Consider the following 19463-nt stretch of genomic DNA (forward strand, 5'->3'; position numbering starts at 1 on the left):
CTCCACTCCGCTGCACCATGACCCTGCTGGACAAGCGTGTGGTGAGAACAACTGAAGTTCCGTGTCTGCCACCGTTTGCTCAGCGTCATATCGGACCTGGATCCGCAGCCAACCAGCTGATGCTCGATCAGCTTGGCTTCAGTGATCTTGAGAGCTTTCTGCAGGCCGTCGTGCCGCAGGACATCCTTGACGCAAGTCCGCCCCAGGCACAGCTCCCGGGGGGCGTTGGAGAGGCCCAAGCTCTCTCTGAGCTGCGTCAGCTGGCCGGTCTCAACCGCGTTAACCGGTCATTGATCGGCCTCGGCTACCACGGCACCGTCACGCCGGCGTTAATCCAGCGGCAGGTGCTGGAAAACCCGTCCTGGTACACGGCCTACACCCCTTATCAGGCCGAAATAGCTCAGGGTCGCCTGGAGGCACTGCTCAATTTTCAGACTTTGATCACTGAGCTGACCGGTCTGCCGATCGCCAATGCCTCGCTTCTGGATGAGGCCACAGCGGCAGCGGAGGCAATGTCGATGAGCTTCGGGGTCTGCAAGCGAGCAGAAGCCCGCCGTTTTCTGGTGGATGCCGCCGTGTTGCCACAGACCCTCGCGGTTCTGCGCACCAGGGCTCAGCCGATCGGAATTCAGCTCGAGGTGGCTGAGCCGGATCAGTTCGCCTGGGGTGACGATGTGTTCGGTGTGCTGCTGCAACTGCCTGGACGTTGCGGTCGGCTCTGGGACCCTCGTTCCTGTATCTCCAGGGCCCATGAGCATGTCGCATTGGTCACTGTGGCCATCGATCCATTGGCGCAGGTGCTGCTCGAACCTGTTGGTGCTCTCGGTGCCGACATTGCCGTGGGCAGTGCCCAGCGTTTCGGTGTTCCAATGGGTGGTGGTGGTCCCCATGCAGCCTTCTTCGCCACGCGCGATGCCTATCGCCGGCAGGTGCCCGGACGGATCGTCGGGCAGTCAAAAGATGCTGAAGGCAATGTCGCCCTGCGTCTGGCATTGCAGACCCGCGAGCAGCACATCCGCCGAGACAAAGCCACCAGCAACATCTGCACAGCCCAGGTGCTGCTGGCGGTGATGGCCTCGTTTTATGCCGTCCACCACGGGCCGGAAGGCCTGGAGCTGATCGCTCGACGCGTGCTGCATCTCCGCTGTCAGCTTGAACAGGGACTGCGTTCACTCGGTCTCTCCCTACCGCAGGGATGTCGCTTCGACAGCGTTGATGTGCTCTGCGCACAGGCGCCTCAGGTGCATCAGCTGGCAGCCCGAGCCGGTTTCAATCTCCGGGTTCTTCCCGATGGCGCGCCGATCGAACAGGCGGAAGGATTCGGTGTCAGCCTCGATGAGCTCAGCGACAACCGGGAGGTGTCACAGCTGCTTTCACTGGTGGCAGAAGCCACTGGGAGCAATCTTTCTGAACGATCTGAGACTGCGCATCACGATGAGTCTCTGGCGGGCTTGCCGTTGCGCTCAACCCCCTGGCTGCAGCAGCCGGTGTTTCACCGCTATCGCAGTGAGACCGAGCTGCTTCGCTACATCCAGCGTCTGGTCAGCAAAGACCTTTCGCTGGTGCATGGGATGATTCCTCTGGGCAGCTGCACCATGAAGCTCAATGCGGCAGCGGAGCTGGCACCGGTGAGCTGGAGGGAGTTTGGGAGTATTCATCCCTTCGCCCCCTCCGATCAGCTGAAGGGCAATCAGCGCATGGCGCGGGACCTTGAGAGCTGGTTGGCTGAGCTCACCGGTTTTGCCGGGGTTTCATTGCAGCCGAATGCCGGCTCCCAGGGGGAATTCGCGGGTCTGCTGGTGATTCGCGCCTGGCATCAGGCCCGGGGCGAGGGCCATCGCGATGTGTGCCTGATTCCCACAAGTGCCCATGGCACCAACCCTGCCAGTGCGGTGATGGCTGGCATGCGTGTCGTGCCTGTGGCCTGCGATGACCAGGGCAATGTCGATGTCGATGACCTGCGCGACAAGCTTTCTGAGCATGCCGATGTCCTGGCGGGGCTGATGGTCACCTATCCCTCCACCCACGGGGTGTTTGAGACCCGAATCCGTGAGATCTGCAGCCTCGTTCATGACCATGGAGGACAGGTGTATCTCGATGGCGCCAATCTCAACGCTCAGGTCGGTGTCTGCAGACCAGGGGCCTTCGGGGCGGATGTCTGCCATCTCAACCTTCACAAGACGTTCTGTATTCCCCATGGCGGCGGTGGCCCAGGGGTTGGCCCCATCGGTGTGGGCGAGCATCTGCTGCCATTTCTCCCCGGTCATCCCTTGACGTCCTGCGGCGGTGACCGGTCCATTTCAGCGGTGTCTGCTGCTCCCCTGGGCAGTGCAGGCATCCTGCCGATCAGCTGGATGTATCTGCGTTTGATGGGCCCTGCTGGCCTGCGGCAGGCCACCGCCGTGGCTCTGCTGTCAGCCAATTATCTGGCGCATCGGCTGGATTCTCACTACCCGGTGCTGTTTCGGGGAGAGGGAGGACTCGTGGCCCATGAATGCATTCTTGATCTGCGGGACCTGAAGCGCAGCGCCGGCTTGGAGGTTGATGACCTGGCCAAGCGTCTGATGGATTACGGCTTCCACGCTCCGACGGTCAGCTGGCCGGTGGCGGGCACTGTGATGGTGGAGCCCACCGAAAGCGAGAGCCTGGAAGAGCTGGATCGTTTCTGTGACGCGATGATCGCGATCCGCGCAGAAGTATCAGCGATTGAAAATGGCGACAGCGACCGTGAGAACAATCCTCTGCGCCGCGCTCCCCACACGTTGAGCGCAGTGACTGCTGATCACTGGGATCGCCCTTACACCCGAGAACAGGCTGCGTTTCCGTTGTCGGATCAGCGCAACAACAAGTTCTGGCCAGCTGTGGCACGGATTGATAATGCCTACGGCGATCGCAATCTGATCTGCACCTGCCCCAGCGTTGAAGAGATGGCTGCAGCAGCGAGTTAGATAATGGGTTAAATTTTACCGAAATCGGAAATTAATCTTCGATTTTTAGTTGTGCAATGAGAACTTTGATCACACTGCACAGCATTCACCGTCGCAAATGGGGAATCAATGAGTCGCGACACCAAACAACAACTTGAATCGACGGGACAGACTCCAGACTCACTGCAGCTTCCCGACATTACTGACTGCCTGCAGGCTGCACTCGGTCGGGGTCATACATTGCCGATCGAAGGGACCAATGTGCTGAGAGTTCCTTTTGGAATTCGTCAGGCAAGGCGTCAGCGTCCCGACCGTCCCGAGCGCTGGGCCACTCTGGTGATCCCCATCCAGTCCCAGGGATCGCCCACGCCCCCGCCTCAGGCGGCCTGAGGTTTCAGGCGACTGAGATCAGGCTTGACTTCTGTTTCAGTCGCCGGTCCAACGCTGCTTTCACATCCGCCAGCGAGCAGGCGTGAGTGCGAAATGGCAAAAGCGTCATGGGGCTTCGTTCCGGTCTGACCAGCCAACCGCTGTTTTGTTGTTCCAACAGAACAAATCCGCGCTAGCGAATCGCGTACTGAGGATCCAGGGTCATGCCCATTCGTGGAATGGAAATTGTTAATGACTTGGCTATTTCAGTGGGTTGGATGTGGTGCGCGTATGAAATTCCGATTCTCTTTTGAATAGATTGCTTTTTAATTTCAGCGACCAACCTTGATTCATCGGTTGTTTCTGATTCATTGGCCGATAAACGCAGTCACAGCTGCAGTGGTGACATCTGCATCAGGCGCTGGATGAGGTCGGCAATGCTTTCGTCTTTCGCTGCTTTGGAGTAGTTGCTCAGCAGCTGACGCCCCACGACCTGGGCGCCCAGATGGGTGAGCTGGATGCGCAGCGACACCAGCAGCTCCATGCCGCCGCCGCCTGAGAAGCTGGCCATGGCGATCGGCCGTCCGTTGAAAAGGGCCCGGAAGTCATCTCCCTGAACGGACAGCCAGGCGATGGCGTTCGTCAGGACCGGGGGGATTGAACCGTTGTATTCAGGGGCGCAGATGACCCATCGCTGTGCCGTCATCAGTTGTTTGTGTAATGCAGGCACCTCAACCGGCATGCCGTGGTCCTGCTCGCGCGGTGTGAACAGGGGAAGTTCGAGTGTTGTGAGGTCGAGCAGATCAGCGCTGTTGCCTTGTTTCTGCACCTGCTCCACGAAGCGTTGGGCCAGTTTGAGGTTCTCGCCGTTGCTGGCTGCAATCACCAGCACATCGGAACCGTTCGTCGTGCTCATGATCAGCTCTGACTGCAGACGTTGCATGGAAACGACGTTTTCACGCCGCTACCTGAATCAGTTGTCGGCCCCAGATCGGGCGCGACGACTCTTCAATAATTAGCGCCGCTGCGCCTGTGATGGACGGCCGTCGAGGCTTCCTGATCCAACACTCCGCCGTGGTCCAGTTGGGCATAGATCAGCCAGTGGTCTCCGCACTCCATCCGCTGACTGACACGACCTTCCAGCCAGGCGAGCGCTTCGGGGAGAAGCGGTTGTTCATTCGGACTCGTCTCCAGTTCCAGTCCACTGAATCGGTCGGCTCCTGGTTTGAAGGGCTGCAGAAACTGTTTCATCGGTCCGCTCTCGCGACCTTCGGCCAGCACATTCAGCGCGAAGCGATCCCCCTTGTGTAGAAGAGCTTCGACTGCGCGGTCCTTGGCGACAGCAACCGTGAGTCCAGGGGGCGTGAAACTGGCCTGGCTGACCCAGCTCGCCACCATGGCTCCGCTAAGTTCGCCCTTGCGTGTGGTGAGGATGCAAAGGGAGCCAACCACACGTCCGAGGGCCAACACAGCTGGATCGCTGCGACTTTCACTCATGCTTCCGGCGTTGCGCCGCTGTGCCCGTTTTTCCGCCTGGAGAAGTTTGCGCGCGAAACGGGTCCCGATTTCCTCCAGCTCCTTCACCTTCGAGCGATCAGGGCTGAATTTGACCCGGATCGGGTCGAAGCCGAAACTGAAGCCACCGTCACGCAGTTTCGTTTCCAGCAGGTCCACGGCTTCACCGCTCCAGCCAAAACTGCCGAACACGCCCACCGGTTTGCTGCGATCACCCTCCGCCAGCAGGGTTCCCAGCGCGGAGACCACCGGGGTGGGTGCGTGACCACCGAGGGTGGGTGAGCCGATCAGGATCCCATCCGCAGACTGGATGGCGGCAACCAGCTCCTCCGATGGAGTGAACTCGCAGTTGAGGCTGGTGACCCGAATGTCGGTACGACTGACGCCCCGGGCCAGGGCATCGGCAATCGCTGAGGTGTTGCCGTAAGCACTGGCAAACAGCAGAACCACATTCAGGCTGGATTGCTGGTGACTTTCCCCCCAGCGACGGTAGTCATTCAGCAGACTGCGCCAACTGGCATCGATGGCGGGACCATGGGCCGGAGCAATCGTGCGGATGCTCAGTTCCTCCAGACGCTCAACCAGCAGGTCCACCTTGCGGGCCATCGGTGCCATCAGGCAGTCGTAGAAATGGCGACGCTCTTCTTCGGTGCTGCTTCGGTTGGCTTCCGCCCAGGTGTTGGTGCAGAGGTGGGCGCTGAAGAACTTGTCGCTCATCAACAGCCCGAAGCGCTCTTCGAAAGCCATCAGTCCGCCTGGCCAACGGGGAGTTGGTGCGGGTATCAGCAGCAGGCTGCGCCCGTGGCTCAATTCGAGTGTCTGCTCCCGGCGGATCACTCTCAACGGGGGAAAATCTGGCAGTGCTTGTGCCTCATCTTCAACACCTGAGGGAGAGGGCTTGCGTCGGTTCCAGAGCTCTTGCAGCAGCTTGGCGCCAGGATTGGACGCGATCAGCTCAAGGCCTGGATACGTTCCGGCCAGTTCCTGCAGCAACGCCACACGGTTGGGATTCACGTGCCCAATCACAATCAGCAGGGGCTCATCAGTAGCCGGTAGAGCGTCCTGCAGAGCAGGCAGGAAAACGCTGCTGTAGGCCATCCCAGGGGGATGCACCAGTACAGAGGGTTGCTGAACTCCGGTTGCATCAAGCCCGGCTTCGAACAGAAAACTGTTGGCCGTGCTGCCGCGCTCCAGTGCATATTCCAGCTCGAACCGCAGCCGCTGTGGGCTGAGTCCCCGCAGGCAGACCAGGCCCCGGTCGATCGCCAGGCTGATCACCTGCCGGTCAGCCGATGAGGAGCTCGCTGCGACGGTGGTCACCATCAGTAGTGGTTGCCTGTCTTTCGATGGTGAACCGCTGTTCGCCCATCGATGTCTGCCACGTTGCCCTGTTCCACCAGCGCGTAGATGATCCAGTGATCCGGCCCTTCCATGCGCTGTTCCACCCGGCAACTCAGGTAGGCCAGTGCATCCGTGAGCACCGGGCCGCCCTCAGCGGCTCCATGCAGCACGTTCACCCCTTCGAATCGATCGGCGCCGGGGGGAAACCGCTTGAGGAAATGCTGCATCAAGGGCTTGTAGCGGTCCTGCCTCAGCACGTTGATCACGAAGCTGTCGCCGACCTGCATCAGTGCTTCAATCGCCCGATCCTTCGCCACGGCAACACTCAGGCCGGGCGGGCGGAAACTCGCCTGGGCCACCCAGCTGGCCACCATGGCACCACTGCGACGGGCATCACCTTCGCCCTGGCTGGCCGTCACGATGTACAAACCACCGGTGAGACGACCCAGCGCCTTGTCGAGGTTGGCGTCGATGCTGCGCAGCGCCTCGATGGATTTCTTCCTGGTCAGAATCTGGCCGAGGTCAGTTCCTGATTCCTCGCAGCGTTGGTAGTCGCCGCCCTGGGGCAGCTGGCGGATCCGCAGCGGTTCAAAGGCCGGTTTCAGCCCCTGATTGCGCAGCTGCTCGGCCACGGCATCGATCGGCTCGTCGTTGCCACCGAACGCGTCGTAGACCCCCACCAGTTGCTTGGGCTGCAGTGCCGCCAGCAGGGTGCCGATTGAGGCCTGGAGTTCACCATCCGGTTCCGTGGGCCAGGTGGGAACCACCACTGCCTTGGCTTCGCCGACCAGTGCGGTCAGTTCCTGCGGGTCGGTGGCCCGCAGATCCACCAACTGAACCTGCGCATCGGCTTTGCCGATGCCGTGGGCGATGGCCTGGCTGAGTCGGTCCGAGAAGCCGTACTGGCTGAGATAGCAGACGGCGGCGTAGCTGTCGCCCTTGCTGCGTTGGCTGCTCCATTCTCTGTAGTCGTTCAACCAGTGGCTGAGGTGTTGGCGCAGCAGGGGGCCGTGTCCCACGGCGACGGTGTTGATCTCCGGCAGCGCATCCATGCGCTTCAGAGCCTGCAGCACACTCCTGGCATTGGGGCCCATCAGGCAGTCGTAGTAGAAGCGGAAGTCCGGTGCGATCGCACCGGGGTCCGTGTCGAATAACTCGTCGGAGCAGTAGTGCAGTCCGAAGGCATCACAGGTGTAGAGGATGCCGCTGCCGTGATCAAAGGAAAAGATTGTGTCAGGCCAGTGCAGGTTCGGTGCGCTGATGAATTCAAAGCGGTGCTGCACGCCGCTGTCGGCGCTCGTGCCCAGATCAAGTTCGTCGCCGGTTTTCACAGCCCTCGACTTGAAGGGTCGATGCACCTGGTCTTTGAGGAACTGGATCGCCACCTTTGAACCCACGATCTCGATCTCGGGATTGAGATCGATCAGATCGCCGATCAGTCCTGAGTGGTCCGGCTCGGTGTGACTCACGATCAGATGGTCGATCGCTTTGGGATCGATCTGCTCCTGAAGCAGCGGCACCCAGGTGTCGCGGAACTTGGCGTGGCTGGTGTCAATCAGGGCGGTACGTTCGCCCCGCACCAGAAATGCGTTGTAGGTGGTGCCGTTGCGCAGGCCGAATTCAATGTCAAAACGGCTGCGTTCCCAGTCCAGGGAGCGGATGGTGGTGCTGTCTGCTGCGATCGGCTCGCACTGGAGTGAGAGGCGTGGGGTCACAGCAGCGGAGTTCGTGCTGTTCAGGCTTGCCGTGACCATGGCTAATCGCGCGTTGTAACCAACTTTACGAAGATCTTCAGGTCATCGGACCCGGGCTGAGGGCTGCAGCCAGGCGGGGTAACCAGTCCACCATTCCCGGTACGGCAATGATCAGGGCCAGGACCGCAACCTGCAGTCCGACAAACGGCAGGGCACCGCGATAAATATCGCGAGTGCTCACTTCACCGGGAGCCACGCCGCGCAGATAGAACAGCGCGAAGCCGAAGGGTGGTGTGAGGAAGGAGGTCTGCAGATTGGCGCCGATCATCACGCCGAACCACACCAGTGCTTCGGGCCCAAGCAACTGGCGGGCAGCTGGCAGCAGCAGCGGGACTGCGATGAAGGCGATTTCGAAGAAATCAATGAAGAAGCCCAGCAGGAAGATGATCAGCATGCTGAACACCAGGAAACCCACACGTCCTCCGGGGAGGTTGAGCAACAGATCGGAAATCAGCTGATCTCCGCCCACACCTCGGAACACCAGGCTGAACGCTGTGGATCCGATCAGGATGGCCATCACCATGGCGGTGGTGCGCATGGTGCTCTCGCAGACATTCGAGAGTTGTTGACGGCTGAAACCGCCGTTGAAGGCTGCGAGAACCATGGCGCCAACCGCTCTGATCACGCCCGCTTCCGTAGGTGTTGCAATGCCGAAGAAGATGCTCCCGAGCACCGCCACGATCAAAGCGATCGGCGGCAACACCGAACGCACCAATTGCAGAGGACGTCCTGAGTCGGTGAGCTCAGGCTTGAGTTCGGGGGCCAGTTCCGGTTTGAGAGCACTGATCACCAGCACGTAGATGGCGAACACGGCCGACATCAGCAGGCCCGGCAGCAGTGCGCCGATAAAGAGATCACCGACTGAGATTCCGAGCTGATCACCCAGCACCACCAGAACAATGCTCGGGGGGATGATCTGCCCGAGCGTGCCAGACGCCACAATCACCCCAGTGGCAAGGCTTTTGTCGTATCCCGCCCGCAGCATGGCCGGCAGTGAGATCAGCCCCATGGTGGTGACTGTTGCTGCCACCACTCCGGTTGTCGCCGCCAGAAGCGAACCGACAAGAACAACGGCCAGGGCCAGGCCGCCGCGCAGGCGCCCCAGCAGCCGGCCCATGGTTTCCAGCAGCCGTTCGGCGATGCCGGAGCTCTCCAGCATCGAACCCATGAAGACAAAAGCGGGGATGGCCAACAGGGTGAAGTTGGCCATGATCCCCAGGATTCGCTGAGGAAGAGCGGTGACGAACTGTGGGTCGATTTCACCGCTCAGCATCCCTAAGAGGGCGAAGATCACCCCGATCCCGCCAAGACAGAACGCAACGGGAAATCCGCTCAGCAGCGCAACGATCAGCGCCAGAAACATTCCGGGAGCCAGCACCGCGGAGGGGTCGAAGCTGATCACCCAGCCCAGGGCTTCAATTTCGATCACAGCGTGGTGCCCCCCTCCTGGCGCTGCTCATCGGCAGCTTGGCTGGTTTCAGGGTTGCTGAGCGCCAGCCGCAGTCGCAGTGCTTCGGCAATCCCCTGCAGCCCCAACAGCAGAAAGCCCAGGGGGATGAGTGATTTCACCCAGGTGCGCGGCAATCCGCCTGGATCTGGAGACATTTCGGCGATGCTCCAGGAGCGCAGCGCCGGTGCGATGGAGATCGCCATCACCCCGAAGGCGAAGGGCAGCAGCAGCAGCAGGATGCTGTTCAGTTCCTGACGGTTGCGACGGCGTGGTGACCAGCGGCTCTGCAGCACATCCACACGCACATGGCCCTGTTTCTGCAGGGTCCAGCCGAGGCCGAGCAGAAAGATCAGATCGAAGAGGTACCACTGGGCCTCAATCAGACCGTTGGAGCTGAGATTGATTCCGATTGCGGAGCCCAGATAGCGGCCAACAACGTTCCAGATTCCGATAGCCAGCATCAGCAGCACGGACCAGCGCGCCAGCCAGGCGGCCGCGGCGTTGAGCCGATCGAACAGGCGTATGACACCGGAGAGAGGCTCGCTCATTGTTCTCCTCCCAAGGAGGCTGTGTTGAACGTCGTCAGCGGCAGCTCGTTGATGCGGTTCCAGTTCAGCGTTTCCCTCTGGAACAGACGCCAGCGTTCCAGAAGGTCTCGGAAGCCGGCATCGTCAGCTGCCAGATCCGCAAACAACACGCCCGTGGCTTCCTCGGCGGCCTCGAGGATGTCGTTGCTGTAGGCCTCAAGTTTGATTCCCTGCCGTCTGAGTCTCAGCAGCGCCTCGCTGTTGCGTTGTTCGTACTTGCTGAGCATGCCCAGATTGGCCTGGTAGCAGGCCGTGCTGAACATGGCCTGATATTCGGCCGGCAGTTTGTCCCAGGCACCGCGGTTGACCAGCGCTGTAAGGCTTGGCCCGGGTTCCCACCAGCCTGGGTAGTAGTAGTACTTCGCTGCTTTGGGGAGGCCGAGTTTCTCGTCGTCATAGGGGCCGGTGAACTCCGCGGCGTCAATGGCTCCCCGTTCCAGTGCCAGATAGATCTCGCCGCCCGGCAAGACCTGAACGTTCACACCCAGGCTGGCCATCACCTTGCCTCCCAGCCCTGGGATGCGCATTTTCAGACCTTTGAGTGACGCCAGATTGTCGACAGGCCGCTTGAACCAGCCGCCCAGTTGACCTCCCGTATTGCCGGCAGGGAAGCTTTTGGCGCCGAAATCAGCGAATAAGGCGTCCATCGCCTCATTGCCGCCTCCCTGATAGAGCCAGGCATTCTGTTGCTGTGCCGTGAGCCCGAATGGCACGGCAGTGCCGAAGGCGAACGCGGGGTTCTTGCCCACGTAGTAGTAGCTGGCTGTGTGGCCGCATTCCACGGAGCCGGCTTGCACGGCATCCAGCACCTCAAGCCCGGGAACGATCTCACCGGCGGCAAACGGTTCGATTGTGAATCCTCCGCCACTCATCGCCTTCACCTGTTCGCAGATGGTTTCGGCACCTCCGTAAATGGTGTCAAGCGAGACCGGCCAGCTTGTTGCCATCCTCCAGCGCACCTGGGGAAGACCGCTGCTGCGACCGTTTTCAGCACGACGAATCGTGCAGGCGCTCAGTGCTCCGGTTCCGGCTGCAGCGGCGAGCGCTTGCCCACTGGTCCGGAGCAGCTGCCGACGTTGCATCACGTGCTCCTGGGTTGGTCGCCCTAGAGACGACGCTGTCTGGGCAAGATTATCGATCGCTCCAGGCTTGGCCCCGGTTTCGCAATCAAACAAAGCCCCCTGCGCTCGCAGAGGGCTGGACCGTTCCCTGAGGGCTGGGCCTCAATGCGCTGTGATCAGCTGTCCACCTTCACCGACACGGTGGTGCGGTTGTCGGTCTTGGGAGCCTCGATCGTCAGGATGCCGTCGCGGTAGGTGGCCCGCAGCGCATCGCGGTCGAGGGAATGGGCGAAGCGAAAGCTGCGGCTCCAATTGCCATAGCGAAACTCGCTGAGCAGGGTGTTGTCAGCCGATGCTCCGGCCTCAGCATCAGCAACGGCCTGAGGATTCCGACGTTCAGCGCTGACGCTGAGACTGCGGTCGCTGGCTTTCACATCGATGCTGTCGTGAGCCACGCCGGGGAGTTCCAGGCGAATCGAGTAATGATCGTCGGTTTCGTGAATTTCGGCAGCTGGTACACGCTCAACCTGTGAAAGCTGCTGGTCGAGACGCTCGAAAAGATCAAAAGGTGATTGACGAAGGGTGATCATGGATAACTCCTGAAGAGTGATGTTGATGGGGTGTTGGCATCACCCACAACGCCAATATGTACAGGTTGATTGACTCTGAGGAGGGGGACAACCGACCGGTTCTGTTCGGTCTGGACCACCGGTTTCGGTTGTCACGACAGGACTTTCGCAACAACCGAACATCAGCACATGTGATTCAGAGCCAGCACCAGCTGGAGAACGCTGCCGCTTGCCCGCAGTTCTGGCCCTTGTCGTCCCAGAGGGTCCAGATTCTTGCGTTGTTGATCATGAATCGCTGACCGGTTCGTGACACCCGTACACCGCTGTAGCCCTCGAACGCGTCCTGGTTCTGCGCGCGTTTCAGGGCGGAAGCGCGCTGCTTACGTGCTCCTTCCTCCGCCGTGTAGCGGGAGGGCATGCCGATCATCTCGTGCCATGACCGCTCCCACAGACGCAGAGCGGTGGCATTGGCAAAGATCAGCAGCGGGTCATGGCTGTTGTCATGCGCGAGAACGGCCATTGTGCTGCTGAACAGATCCTTGGCTGGGTTTCCACAATCCAGCAGTGGTCTCTTGAAGGCCCGTTGGTGAGACAGCATCAGCCTGGAGATCAGGCACTGGGATTCCGGCGTCTGCCAGGGTGCTGATTCAGCCACCGGCCGCCATGGCTTCCAGCATGGCCCGCTGAGCCAGAGCCTGACCCTGATCACGCAGGTGTTGCAGAAAGCGAGGTCTGGATTCGGGAAAGCGTGGCTCTTCAGCCAGAGGAAGATCGCCTGCGGCATCAAGCCCCGTATCGCCTTCCATCGCGGGGGTGATCACCACCAGATCAGCGTCGAGGCTGGCCTCGTAACGCCACCAGAGCGTGGGGTCCAGCACAGCTGGATGCGGCTGCGTGATGGTGTCGTCAGGACTCGATCCTCCATCATCTGCTGCTTCTGTTGATGTGTTTTCGGTTTTTGCCAGCTCGGCCCTCGCCTGCAGGGCCTTGAGCCGATGCTCCGCGAGATTTTCCAGGAGCTTTGTTCGCGTGCGCCCCCTCAGCTGAAACAGCACGAAAGGATCTTCACTGAAGCGCTCTCCCATCAGGAAGTACACCGCGCTGATGTGCTTGCAGGGATTGGCCTTGTCCGGACAGCTGCATTCACTGCGCACTTCCTGCAGCTTGAAGGGGAAGAGCCGGCGACCACTGGCAGCAAAGGCCCGTTCGATGTCTGCCGGCATGATTCCGGCCAGCAGCTGCGCCGACCAGCGGGCCTTCTGTGTGAGGGCTTCCAGCACGAAACCCCAGTCTTCATCGCTGAGCACATCCAGCCAGAGCTTGACCTTGTAAGGGTCTTCATCGGTTCCCTGAACACGGGCATGCACCCGTCGACCTTCGAACCGAATCGATGTCACATGTCCTTCTCGGGCATAGGTCCAGGCCCGTTCGAGGCGTTTCTTGAAGCGGTAGGAGTTGATCAGCTCCATCCACTGCTCAACCCACCAGGGTTGTTGCCCAAGTCCCTCATCACTGAGGGAGGTGTTGATGCCGCTGCTGTTGGGGGTGATGGTCATCGCGTCAGGACGGGTTGTCTTCCAGGCTCACCAGCTCCTTCAGCTGTCCCATTTCGAGACCTCCGAGCCATTCCTCGCCTGAGCCCACAATGTCTTCCGCCAGTCTGGACTTCTCGCGGATCATCCGATCGATCTTTTCTTCCACCGAACCGCTGGTGATGAACTTGTGCACCATCACCCGGTTGGTCTGCCCGATGCGATAAGCCCTGTCTGTGGCCTGGTTCTCCACCGCCGGGTTCCACCAGCGGTCGATGTGGAACACGTGGCTGGCACGGGTGAGATTGAGTCCCACACCGCCGGCCTTCAGTGAGAGCAGGAACAGTTGTGGTCCGCGTGGGTCTTCCTGGAAGCGATCAACCATCGCCTGTCGCTCCGTCTTGCTGGTGCTGCCGCTCAGGAAGGGCACTTCGCTGCGCCAGCGGCGTTGCAGATATTCCCTCAGCAACGTGCCCCATTCCGCGAACTGGGTGAAGAGCAGGGCCCGGTCGCCGGCTTCGATCACTTCTTCGAGAATCTCCTCGAGCCGTTGCAGCTTCACGGAACGCTGGAGAAAGTCTTCGCTCGCATCCTGTTCCTTCAGTGCAAGGGCGGGATGGTTGCAGATCTGTTTGAGGCGGGTCAGCAGTCCCAGCACCTGTCCGTGACGTTTGCCCCTCGGAGCACGGGCAATGGCATCGAGGGTGTCTTCGACGGTTTTGGCGTAGAGCGATTTCTGTTCCTTGCTCAGCCCGACCCATTCGCTCAGCTCCACCTTCTCCGGCAGATCAGAGATGATCGCCTTATCGGTCTTCAAGCGCCTGAGGATGAAGGGTCCAACCCGCGACTTGAGATCACGCAGTGACGACATGTCGCCGTAGCGCTCGATCGGCATTCGATAGCGCTGGCGGAAAAATTCCTCCTCACCCAGAACTCTGGGGTTGAGGAAATCCATCAGGGCCCACAACTCACTCACCCTGTTCTCCACCGGCGTGCCGGTGAGTGCGATGCGAAAGCGCGTGCCCTTGCGGGTGCGGGCCAGATCGCGCGTGGCCTGGCTCTGTTTGGCCGAAGGGTTCTTGATGGCCTGAGCCTCATCGATCACCGTTCCCTGCCAGTCGAAGCTTTCCAGCAGCTCGATGTCCCGCTGCACCAGTCCGTAACTGGTGAGAACCAGGTCGACATCCTTGAGAGCTTTTTTGAGAGCAGCCAGAGTTGTGGGCCGTTTGGGGCCGTAGTGCTCATGCACGTTGAGCTCAGGTGTGAAGGCTGCGGCTTCCCGTTTCCAGTTGGTCAGCACCGATGTGGGGGCCACCAGCAGCACGGGCTTCTTCAGTTCCTGTTCCACCTTGAGGTGTTGCAGGAAGGCCAGAAGCTGGATCGTTTTGCCCAGGCCCATGTCATCGGCCAGGCAGGCGCCCTGGTCGAAACGGTGCAGGAAGGCGAGCCAGCCCAGCCCACGCTCCTGATACGGCCGCAGTTGTCCACAGAATCCTTCAGGTGCGGGCAGTGGATCCGGTGATTTCTGCTGGTGGTACTGCTCAAGGACCCCTTGCAGCCGGGGGCCTGCATCGAAGGCGTGCACGGGCAGACGCATCAGCGTGTCGCCCTCGGTGGCTGTCAGTCGCAGGGCATCGTCCAGGCTGAGCTCAGGATTGGCGCCGCAGAAGCGTTCAGCGTTCTTGAGGTCATTGGGTCGCAGTTCGATCCAGGCACCCTTGTGACGCACCAGTGGGCTGCGTTTTCCACTCAGGCGTTCCAGTTCGCGCAGGGTGAGCGTGACGCCGCCGATCATCAGTTCCCAGCTCCAGTCGAGGCTCTCGCCCAGGGTGAAGCCCCTGGACCGCTCGGGCAGTTCCGCTTTGATCGCCAGTCCCAGGCGGCTGGCCAGTCCGCCGGAAAGGCTCGGCGGCAAATCGACGCCCACACCCACATCGCGAAGCTGGCGTGCGGCCGTGCGCACCAGCACGAAGGCTTCAGCTGGGGTGAGCTGCATGGCTTCCGGTGTGGCGCTCTCGAGGCCCCTCTCGATCGGTGCGAACACCGTCAAGGCTCTGCCCATTCCTTCCAGCAGCACTTCGCTGGGATGCTCCACGGGAATCTCTCCCAGCTGAAGACCTTTGGGGCCTGCAGCCCATGCGGCACTGGCCGGCAGCTTCAGTGTTGGGTCCGATTCCGCCTGCAGGAAGAAGCGCAGGGGCCAGAGTTCCTCACCCTCAGACGGTGTGGCCAGCTCGAGGCAGGCCCGTGCCGGAGCAACATTGCCGGCCACGCCCTCTCTCCAGTGGTGGCTGGCGGTGGCTAGGCGCTCGGCATCCTCATCCTTGAGGTTGATCACGCCGCTTTCAGAGCTGAGAGCCTCTTCCCAGGCGGTGAGGAGTGGGTCCAGGCCTTCCTGATCAGGGCTGAAGCCTTTGCGCAGCTGCGCATCCAGCAGGTCTTCCAGCAGGGTGGCCACGCGCAGCCGGCCACTGCGGGGTCGACAGCAGGCCACGGGATTGGCGGCTCGCATCGCCTCCGGTCGCAGTCGGGTCATGCGGTTGCTGCGTCTGCCGGTCGGTTCGCGCCAGGGCAGGGCACAGGTGGCAACCAGGGGGAGTCCCGCCGCCAGATCCTCCAGCCTGCGGCGGTCTTCCTCCCGATTGAGCAGCGGCACCCAGCGGGCTCGGTGGGGGTAACCCTCGCCCTTGCTCAACTCCACCTGGGGCAACCAGCGGCCTCGTGCCACCAGGCTCAGGGCCCAGCGCTGCATATGGCTCCACCAGCGCAGCTCATCAGCCAGATCCGGATGACGACCTGAAAGCGGCAGCTTGGCCAGCCATTCGGTGGCTGCCATCGGTTCGATGGCCAGGCCCTGCACCTGCCAGGGCCACCATTCGGTGGTCTTTGGAATCGGCTCACCGGCCTGCAGCGGCAGACCGCACCAGGGTGGATCGTCTTCGGGGGGTGTCTCTGCTGTTGCCGAGCGTTTGCGTTTCGGTTTGACACTGCGACTGGGCAGCGTGAGGCAGGCCGTTGCGTCAATGATTCCGTCCGGCAGCAGGTCACGCTCCGTCAGCAAGGCCCGAAGCTCCTCGGTGCTGAGGGTGAAGGGATGAATTGCTGGAGTGGCCCCCGGTCCCATCGGTTCGGCCACACGCCAGGTGTCAGCCCATACGAGCAGTGCAGCTCGACCGGAGCTGCTGGGTGTACGAATGGCCGGAAGCCAGGTGGCGTGCAGCAGGCTCATGGCCGCGACGCAGACAACATGCGTTGGGTTCCGTGAAGCAGAAGTGAGCTGCCGATCAACGGCAACCACCCCATAACGAGATCCTTCACCAATGATGCCAGGGAATCAGCATCTGCCCAAGGGGATGGCAGGCACATTCCCAAAGTCCGTATTCCGCAGACGGCTCCCACCAGTCCAGCCCGCAGATGGGAGTCCTCCGGATCCACACGCTCAAGGTGGAACGCCAGTAGTCCGTAAAACAGGCCGCATCCTGTGGATCGCACCGCCTGATCAATCCCGAAGGGCAGGCTGAGCATCCCCGCCGCCAATCCGGCAACCAGGGCCCAGCTCAGGGAGCGCAGTCTCAACACTGCGCGACTCTGCTCGTCGGTGCTGTCGGCCAACGTCGGTGGCAGCTCAAAGGCGATCATGGCTGGAGGACCTGCTGTTCAAGCCCGAACCCACCATGGCTGTTGCACAATCGTCGCGAAACGAGGCAGCTGGTCCCCGCACCGGTGCGGAGATCCGGGAAGCGTTCCTCGCTTTCTACGAGCAGCGTGGTCACAGGCGGATGCCCAGTGCCTCACTCGTGCCTGAGGACCCCACGGTTCTGCTCACGATCGCTGGAATGTTGCCGTTCAAGCCGATCTTTCTCGGTCAGCAGCAACGGCCTGCCCCCTGTGCGACCAGCAGCCAGAAGTGCATTCGCACCAACGACATCGAGAACGTGGGTCGAACGGCCCGGCACCACACCTTCTTCGAGATGCTGGGCAACTTCTCCTTCGGTGATTACTTCAAGCAGCAGGCAATTGAGTGGGCCTGGGAGCTGAGCACGGTCGTCTACGGCTTGGATCCCAAGAATCTGGTGGTGAGCGTCTTCCGGGAAGACGATGAAGCTGAGCAGATCTGGCGTGATGTTGTCGGCGTCAATCCGAAGCGCATCATCCGCATGGATGAAGCCGACAACTTCTGGGCCTCAGGTCCAACAGGGCCCTGTGGTCCCTGCTCGGAGATTTATTACGACTTCAAACCTGAACTGGGTGATGAGGGGATCGATCTGGAAGACGACGACCGCTTCATCGAGTTCTACAACCTGGTGTTCATGCAGTCGAATCGCGATGCGGAGGGCACACTCACACCACTGGCGAACCGCAACATCGATACCGGCATGGGCCTTGAGCGCATGGCTCAGATCCTGCAGAAGGTTCCCAATAACTACGAAACCGATCTGATTTTTCCCTTGATTGCAGCGGCAGCTGATCTGGCTGGTGTCGACTACCACCAGCTCGACGACAAGGGCAAAACCTCGCTCAAGGTGATCGGCGACCACAGTCGCGCCGTCACGCAGTTGATCAGCGATGGCGTCACCGCCAGTAATCTGGGTCGCGGCTACATCCTGCGCCGGCTGCTGCGCCGCGTGGTGCGGCATGGACGTCTCCTGGGCATCGACAAGCCGTTTCTCAACACCATGGGCGAGGCTGCTATCGCGCTGATGCAGGCGGTGCATCCTCAGTTGGTTGAGCGCAAGGACGTCATCCTGGGGGAACTCCAACGCGAGGAATCCCGGTTCCTGGAGACCCTGGAACGAGGGGAGAAACTGTTGGCGGATGTGCTGGAGGCCCAGCCGAAGCAGATCAGCGGTGCTCAGGCTTTCGAGCTGTATGACACCTACGGATTTCCGCTCGAGCTCACGCAGGAAATTGCTGAAGAGCATGGCCTGGCCGTTGATCTGGCTGGATTTGAAGTCGCGATGGAGCGTCAACGCCAGCGCGCCAAAGCTGCTGCCGTGAGCATTGACCTCACATTGCAGGACGCCATTGACCAGGTGGCCTCAGGGATTGATGGAACCGATTTTCGTGGTTACGAGCAGCTGGAACAGAGCAGCAGTGTGCAGGCACTTGTGGTGAATGGAGACCCCGCACAACAAGCCGTTGCCGGTGATTCCGTGCAGGTGGTGCTGGATACCACTCCCTTCTATGGCGAGGGAGGCGGTCAGGTGGGTGATCGCGGCACTCTGGCCGGTGAAGGCCATGACGGAGACGGCCTCATTGTCAGTGTGGAATCCGTAAGCCGAAACCGCAGTGTGTTCGTGCACAGCGGTCGTGTGGAGCGTGGAACGCTGGCAGTCGGCGATGTTGTGCAGGGTCGTGTGGACCGCAGCTGCCGCCGCCGTGCCCAGGCGAATCACACCGCCACGCATCTGTTGCAATCAGCCCTGAAGCAGGTGGTGGATCCAGGCATTGGTCAGGCCGGATCTCTGGTGAATTTCGATCGCTTGCGGTTCGACTTCCATTGCCCGCGGGCTGTGAGCGGCGAGGAGCTGGAGCGTATTGAGACATTGATCAACAGCTGGATTGCTGACGCCTACGAGCTCCAGGTGCAGGAGATGGCGATCGACAAGGCCAAGGCCGCTGGCGCTGTAGCCATGTTCGGTGAGAAATACGCCGATGTGGTGCGTGTTGTCGATGTGCCCGGTGTGTCGATGGAACTCTGCGGTGGCACCCACGTTGCCAACACTGCCGAGATCGGTTTGTTCAAGATCGTCAGTGAAAGTGGCGTGGCGGCTGGCATCCGCCGTATTGAAGCTGTGGCAGGCCCTGCTGTGCTTGCGTACCTGAATGAACGCGATTCCGTGGTGAGACAGCTGGGAGACCGCTTCAAAGCCCAGCCCGGTGAAATCGTGGAGAGGGTGAGCGCTCTTCAGGAAGAGCTAAAGACAACGAGTAAGGCACTGCAGGCTGTTCAGGCGGAATTGGCGGTTGCCAAATCAGCGGCACTTGCCTCCAAAGCGGTTACTGTCGGTGAGTTTCAGCTGCTGGTTGAGCGCCTTGACGGTGTGGATGGCAGCGGTCTTCAGGGTGCTGCTCAGAATCTGGGTGATCAGCTTGGCGAGGCCGGTGCGGTGGTGATTGGTGGTCTGCCTGACCCCGCCGATCAGGGCAAGGTCATTCTCGTGGCCTGTTTCGGCAAGGCGGTCATCGCCAAAGGGCAGCAGGCTGGCAAGTTCATCGGCCGGATCGCCAAACACTGCGGCGGCGGCGGCGGTGGCCGCCCGAATCTGGCTCAGGCCGGAGGTCGGGATGGAGCAGCTCTGGATGGAGCGCTGGAAACGGCACGGGTGGAACTCAGCGACTCTCTGGTCTGATCGGC

14 protein-coding genes are annotated in these 19463 nt (G+C 61.0%); 3 read left to right on the forward strand and 11 right to left on the reverse strand.

What is annotated here, in order from left to right; genetic code table 11:
- Positions 1-17 precede the first annotated feature (17 nt).
- On the forward strand, positions 18-2948 hold the full coding sequence (gene gcvP, locus SIB83_RS08150; protein ID WP_413745517.1) for an aminomethyl-transferring glycine dehydrogenase: 2931 nt from the start codon (positions 18-20) through the stop codon (positions 2946-2948).
- A gap of 108 nt (positions 2949-3056) precedes the next feature.
- Positions 3057-3317, forward strand: a complete 261-nt coding sequence (locus tag SIB83_RS08155) for a hypothetical protein (RefSeq protein WP_413745518.1) — start codon at positions 3057-3059, stop codon at positions 3315-3317.
- Between the two features lie 367 nt (positions 3318-3684).
- Here SIB83_RS08155 and SIB83_RS08160 read toward each other — a convergent pair whose 3' ends face one another.
- The 11 genes from SIB83_RS08160 to SIB83_RS08210 form a co-directional block, all read right to left on the reverse strand.
- Positions 3685-4212: an NAD(P)H-dependent oxidoreductase gene (locus SIB83_RS08160; RefSeq protein ID WP_413745519.1), complete on the reverse strand. Its 528-nt coding sequence runs from the start codon at positions 4210-4212 to the stop codon at positions 3685-3687.
- Between the two features lie 92 nt (positions 4213-4304).
- Complete coding sequence (locus tag SIB83_RS08165; RefSeq protein WP_413745520.1) at positions 4305-6134, reverse strand: flavin reductase; 1830 nt, start codon at positions 6132-6134, stop codon at positions 4305-4307.
- Complete coding sequence (locus tag SIB83_RS08170; protein ID WP_413745521.1) at positions 6134-7906, reverse strand: diflavin flavoprotein; 1773 nt, start codon at positions 7904-7906, stop codon at positions 6134-6136. Before SIB83_RS08170 ends, SIB83_RS08165 begins: the two co-directional genes overlap by 1 nt.
- Before the next feature lie 37 nt (positions 7907-7943).
- The gene (locus tag SIB83_RS08175; RefSeq protein WP_413745522.1) at positions 7944-9335 is read right to left on the reverse strand and encodes a TRAP transporter large permease; all 1392 of its coding nucleotides are present in this window, start codon (positions 9333-9335) and stop codon (positions 7944-7946) included.
- Positions 9332-9904, reverse strand: a complete 573-nt coding sequence (locus SIB83_RS08180) for a TRAP transporter small permease subunit (RefSeq protein ID WP_413404916.1) — start codon at positions 9902-9904, stop codon at positions 9332-9334. Before SIB83_RS08180 ends, SIB83_RS08175 begins: the two co-directional genes overlap by 4 nt.
- On the reverse strand, positions 9901-11025 hold the full coding sequence (locus tag SIB83_RS08185; RefSeq protein ID WP_413406231.1) for a TRAP transporter substrate-binding protein: 1125 nt from the start codon (positions 11023-11025) through the stop codon (positions 9901-9903). The genes SIB83_RS08180 and SIB83_RS08185 overlap by 4 nt, the downstream gene beginning before the upstream one ends.
- A gap of 155 nt (positions 11026-11180) precedes the next feature.
- Positions 11181-11594 carry an Hsp20/alpha crystallin family protein gene (locus tag SIB83_RS08190; protein ID WP_413404917.1) on the reverse strand — a complete coding sequence of 138 codons (414 nt, stop codon included), beginning with the start codon at positions 11592-11594 and terminating at the stop codon, positions 11181-11183.
- Positions 11595-11769: 175 nt separating this feature from the next.
- A complete protein-coding gene (locus SIB83_RS08195) occupies positions 11770-12228 on the reverse strand; it encodes an MEKHLA domain-containing protein (RefSeq protein ID WP_413404919.1) in 459 nt (152 codons plus the stop codon).
- Positions 12221-13129 (reverse strand): SWIM zinc finger family protein, encoded by a 909-nt coding sequence (locus tag SIB83_RS08200; protein WP_413404921.1) that lies wholly within the window; start codon positions 13127-13129, stop codon positions 12221-12223. The genes SIB83_RS08195 and SIB83_RS08200 overlap by 8 nt, the downstream gene beginning before the upstream one ends.
- 4 nt (positions 13130-13133) lie before the next feature.
- Positions 13134-16334: a DEAD/DEAH box helicase gene (locus SIB83_RS08205; RefSeq protein WP_413404923.1), complete on the reverse strand. Its 3201-nt coding sequence runs from the start codon at positions 16332-16334 to the stop codon at positions 13134-13136.
- On the reverse strand, positions 16331-16744 hold the full coding sequence (locus SIB83_RS08210; RefSeq protein ID WP_413404925.1) for a hypothetical protein: 414 nt from the start codon (positions 16742-16744) through the stop codon (positions 16331-16333). Before SIB83_RS08210 ends, SIB83_RS08205 begins: the two co-directional genes overlap by 4 nt.
- Positions 16745-16779: 35 nt before the next feature.
- Between SIB83_RS08210 and alaS the strand changes: the two genes are divergently transcribed.
- Entirely contained in the window at positions 16780-19458 is a 2679-nt protein-coding gene (alaS, locus tag SIB83_RS08215) for an alanine--tRNA ligase (protein ID WP_413745523.1), read from the forward strand.
- Positions 19459-19463: the final 5 nt, after the last annotated feature.

Origin of the sequence: Synechococcus sp. MIT S9507, assembly GCF_047304715.1 — a bacterium.
Lineage (GTDB): Bacteria > Cyanobacteriota > Cyanobacteriia > PCC-6307 > Cyanobiaceae > Synechococcus_C.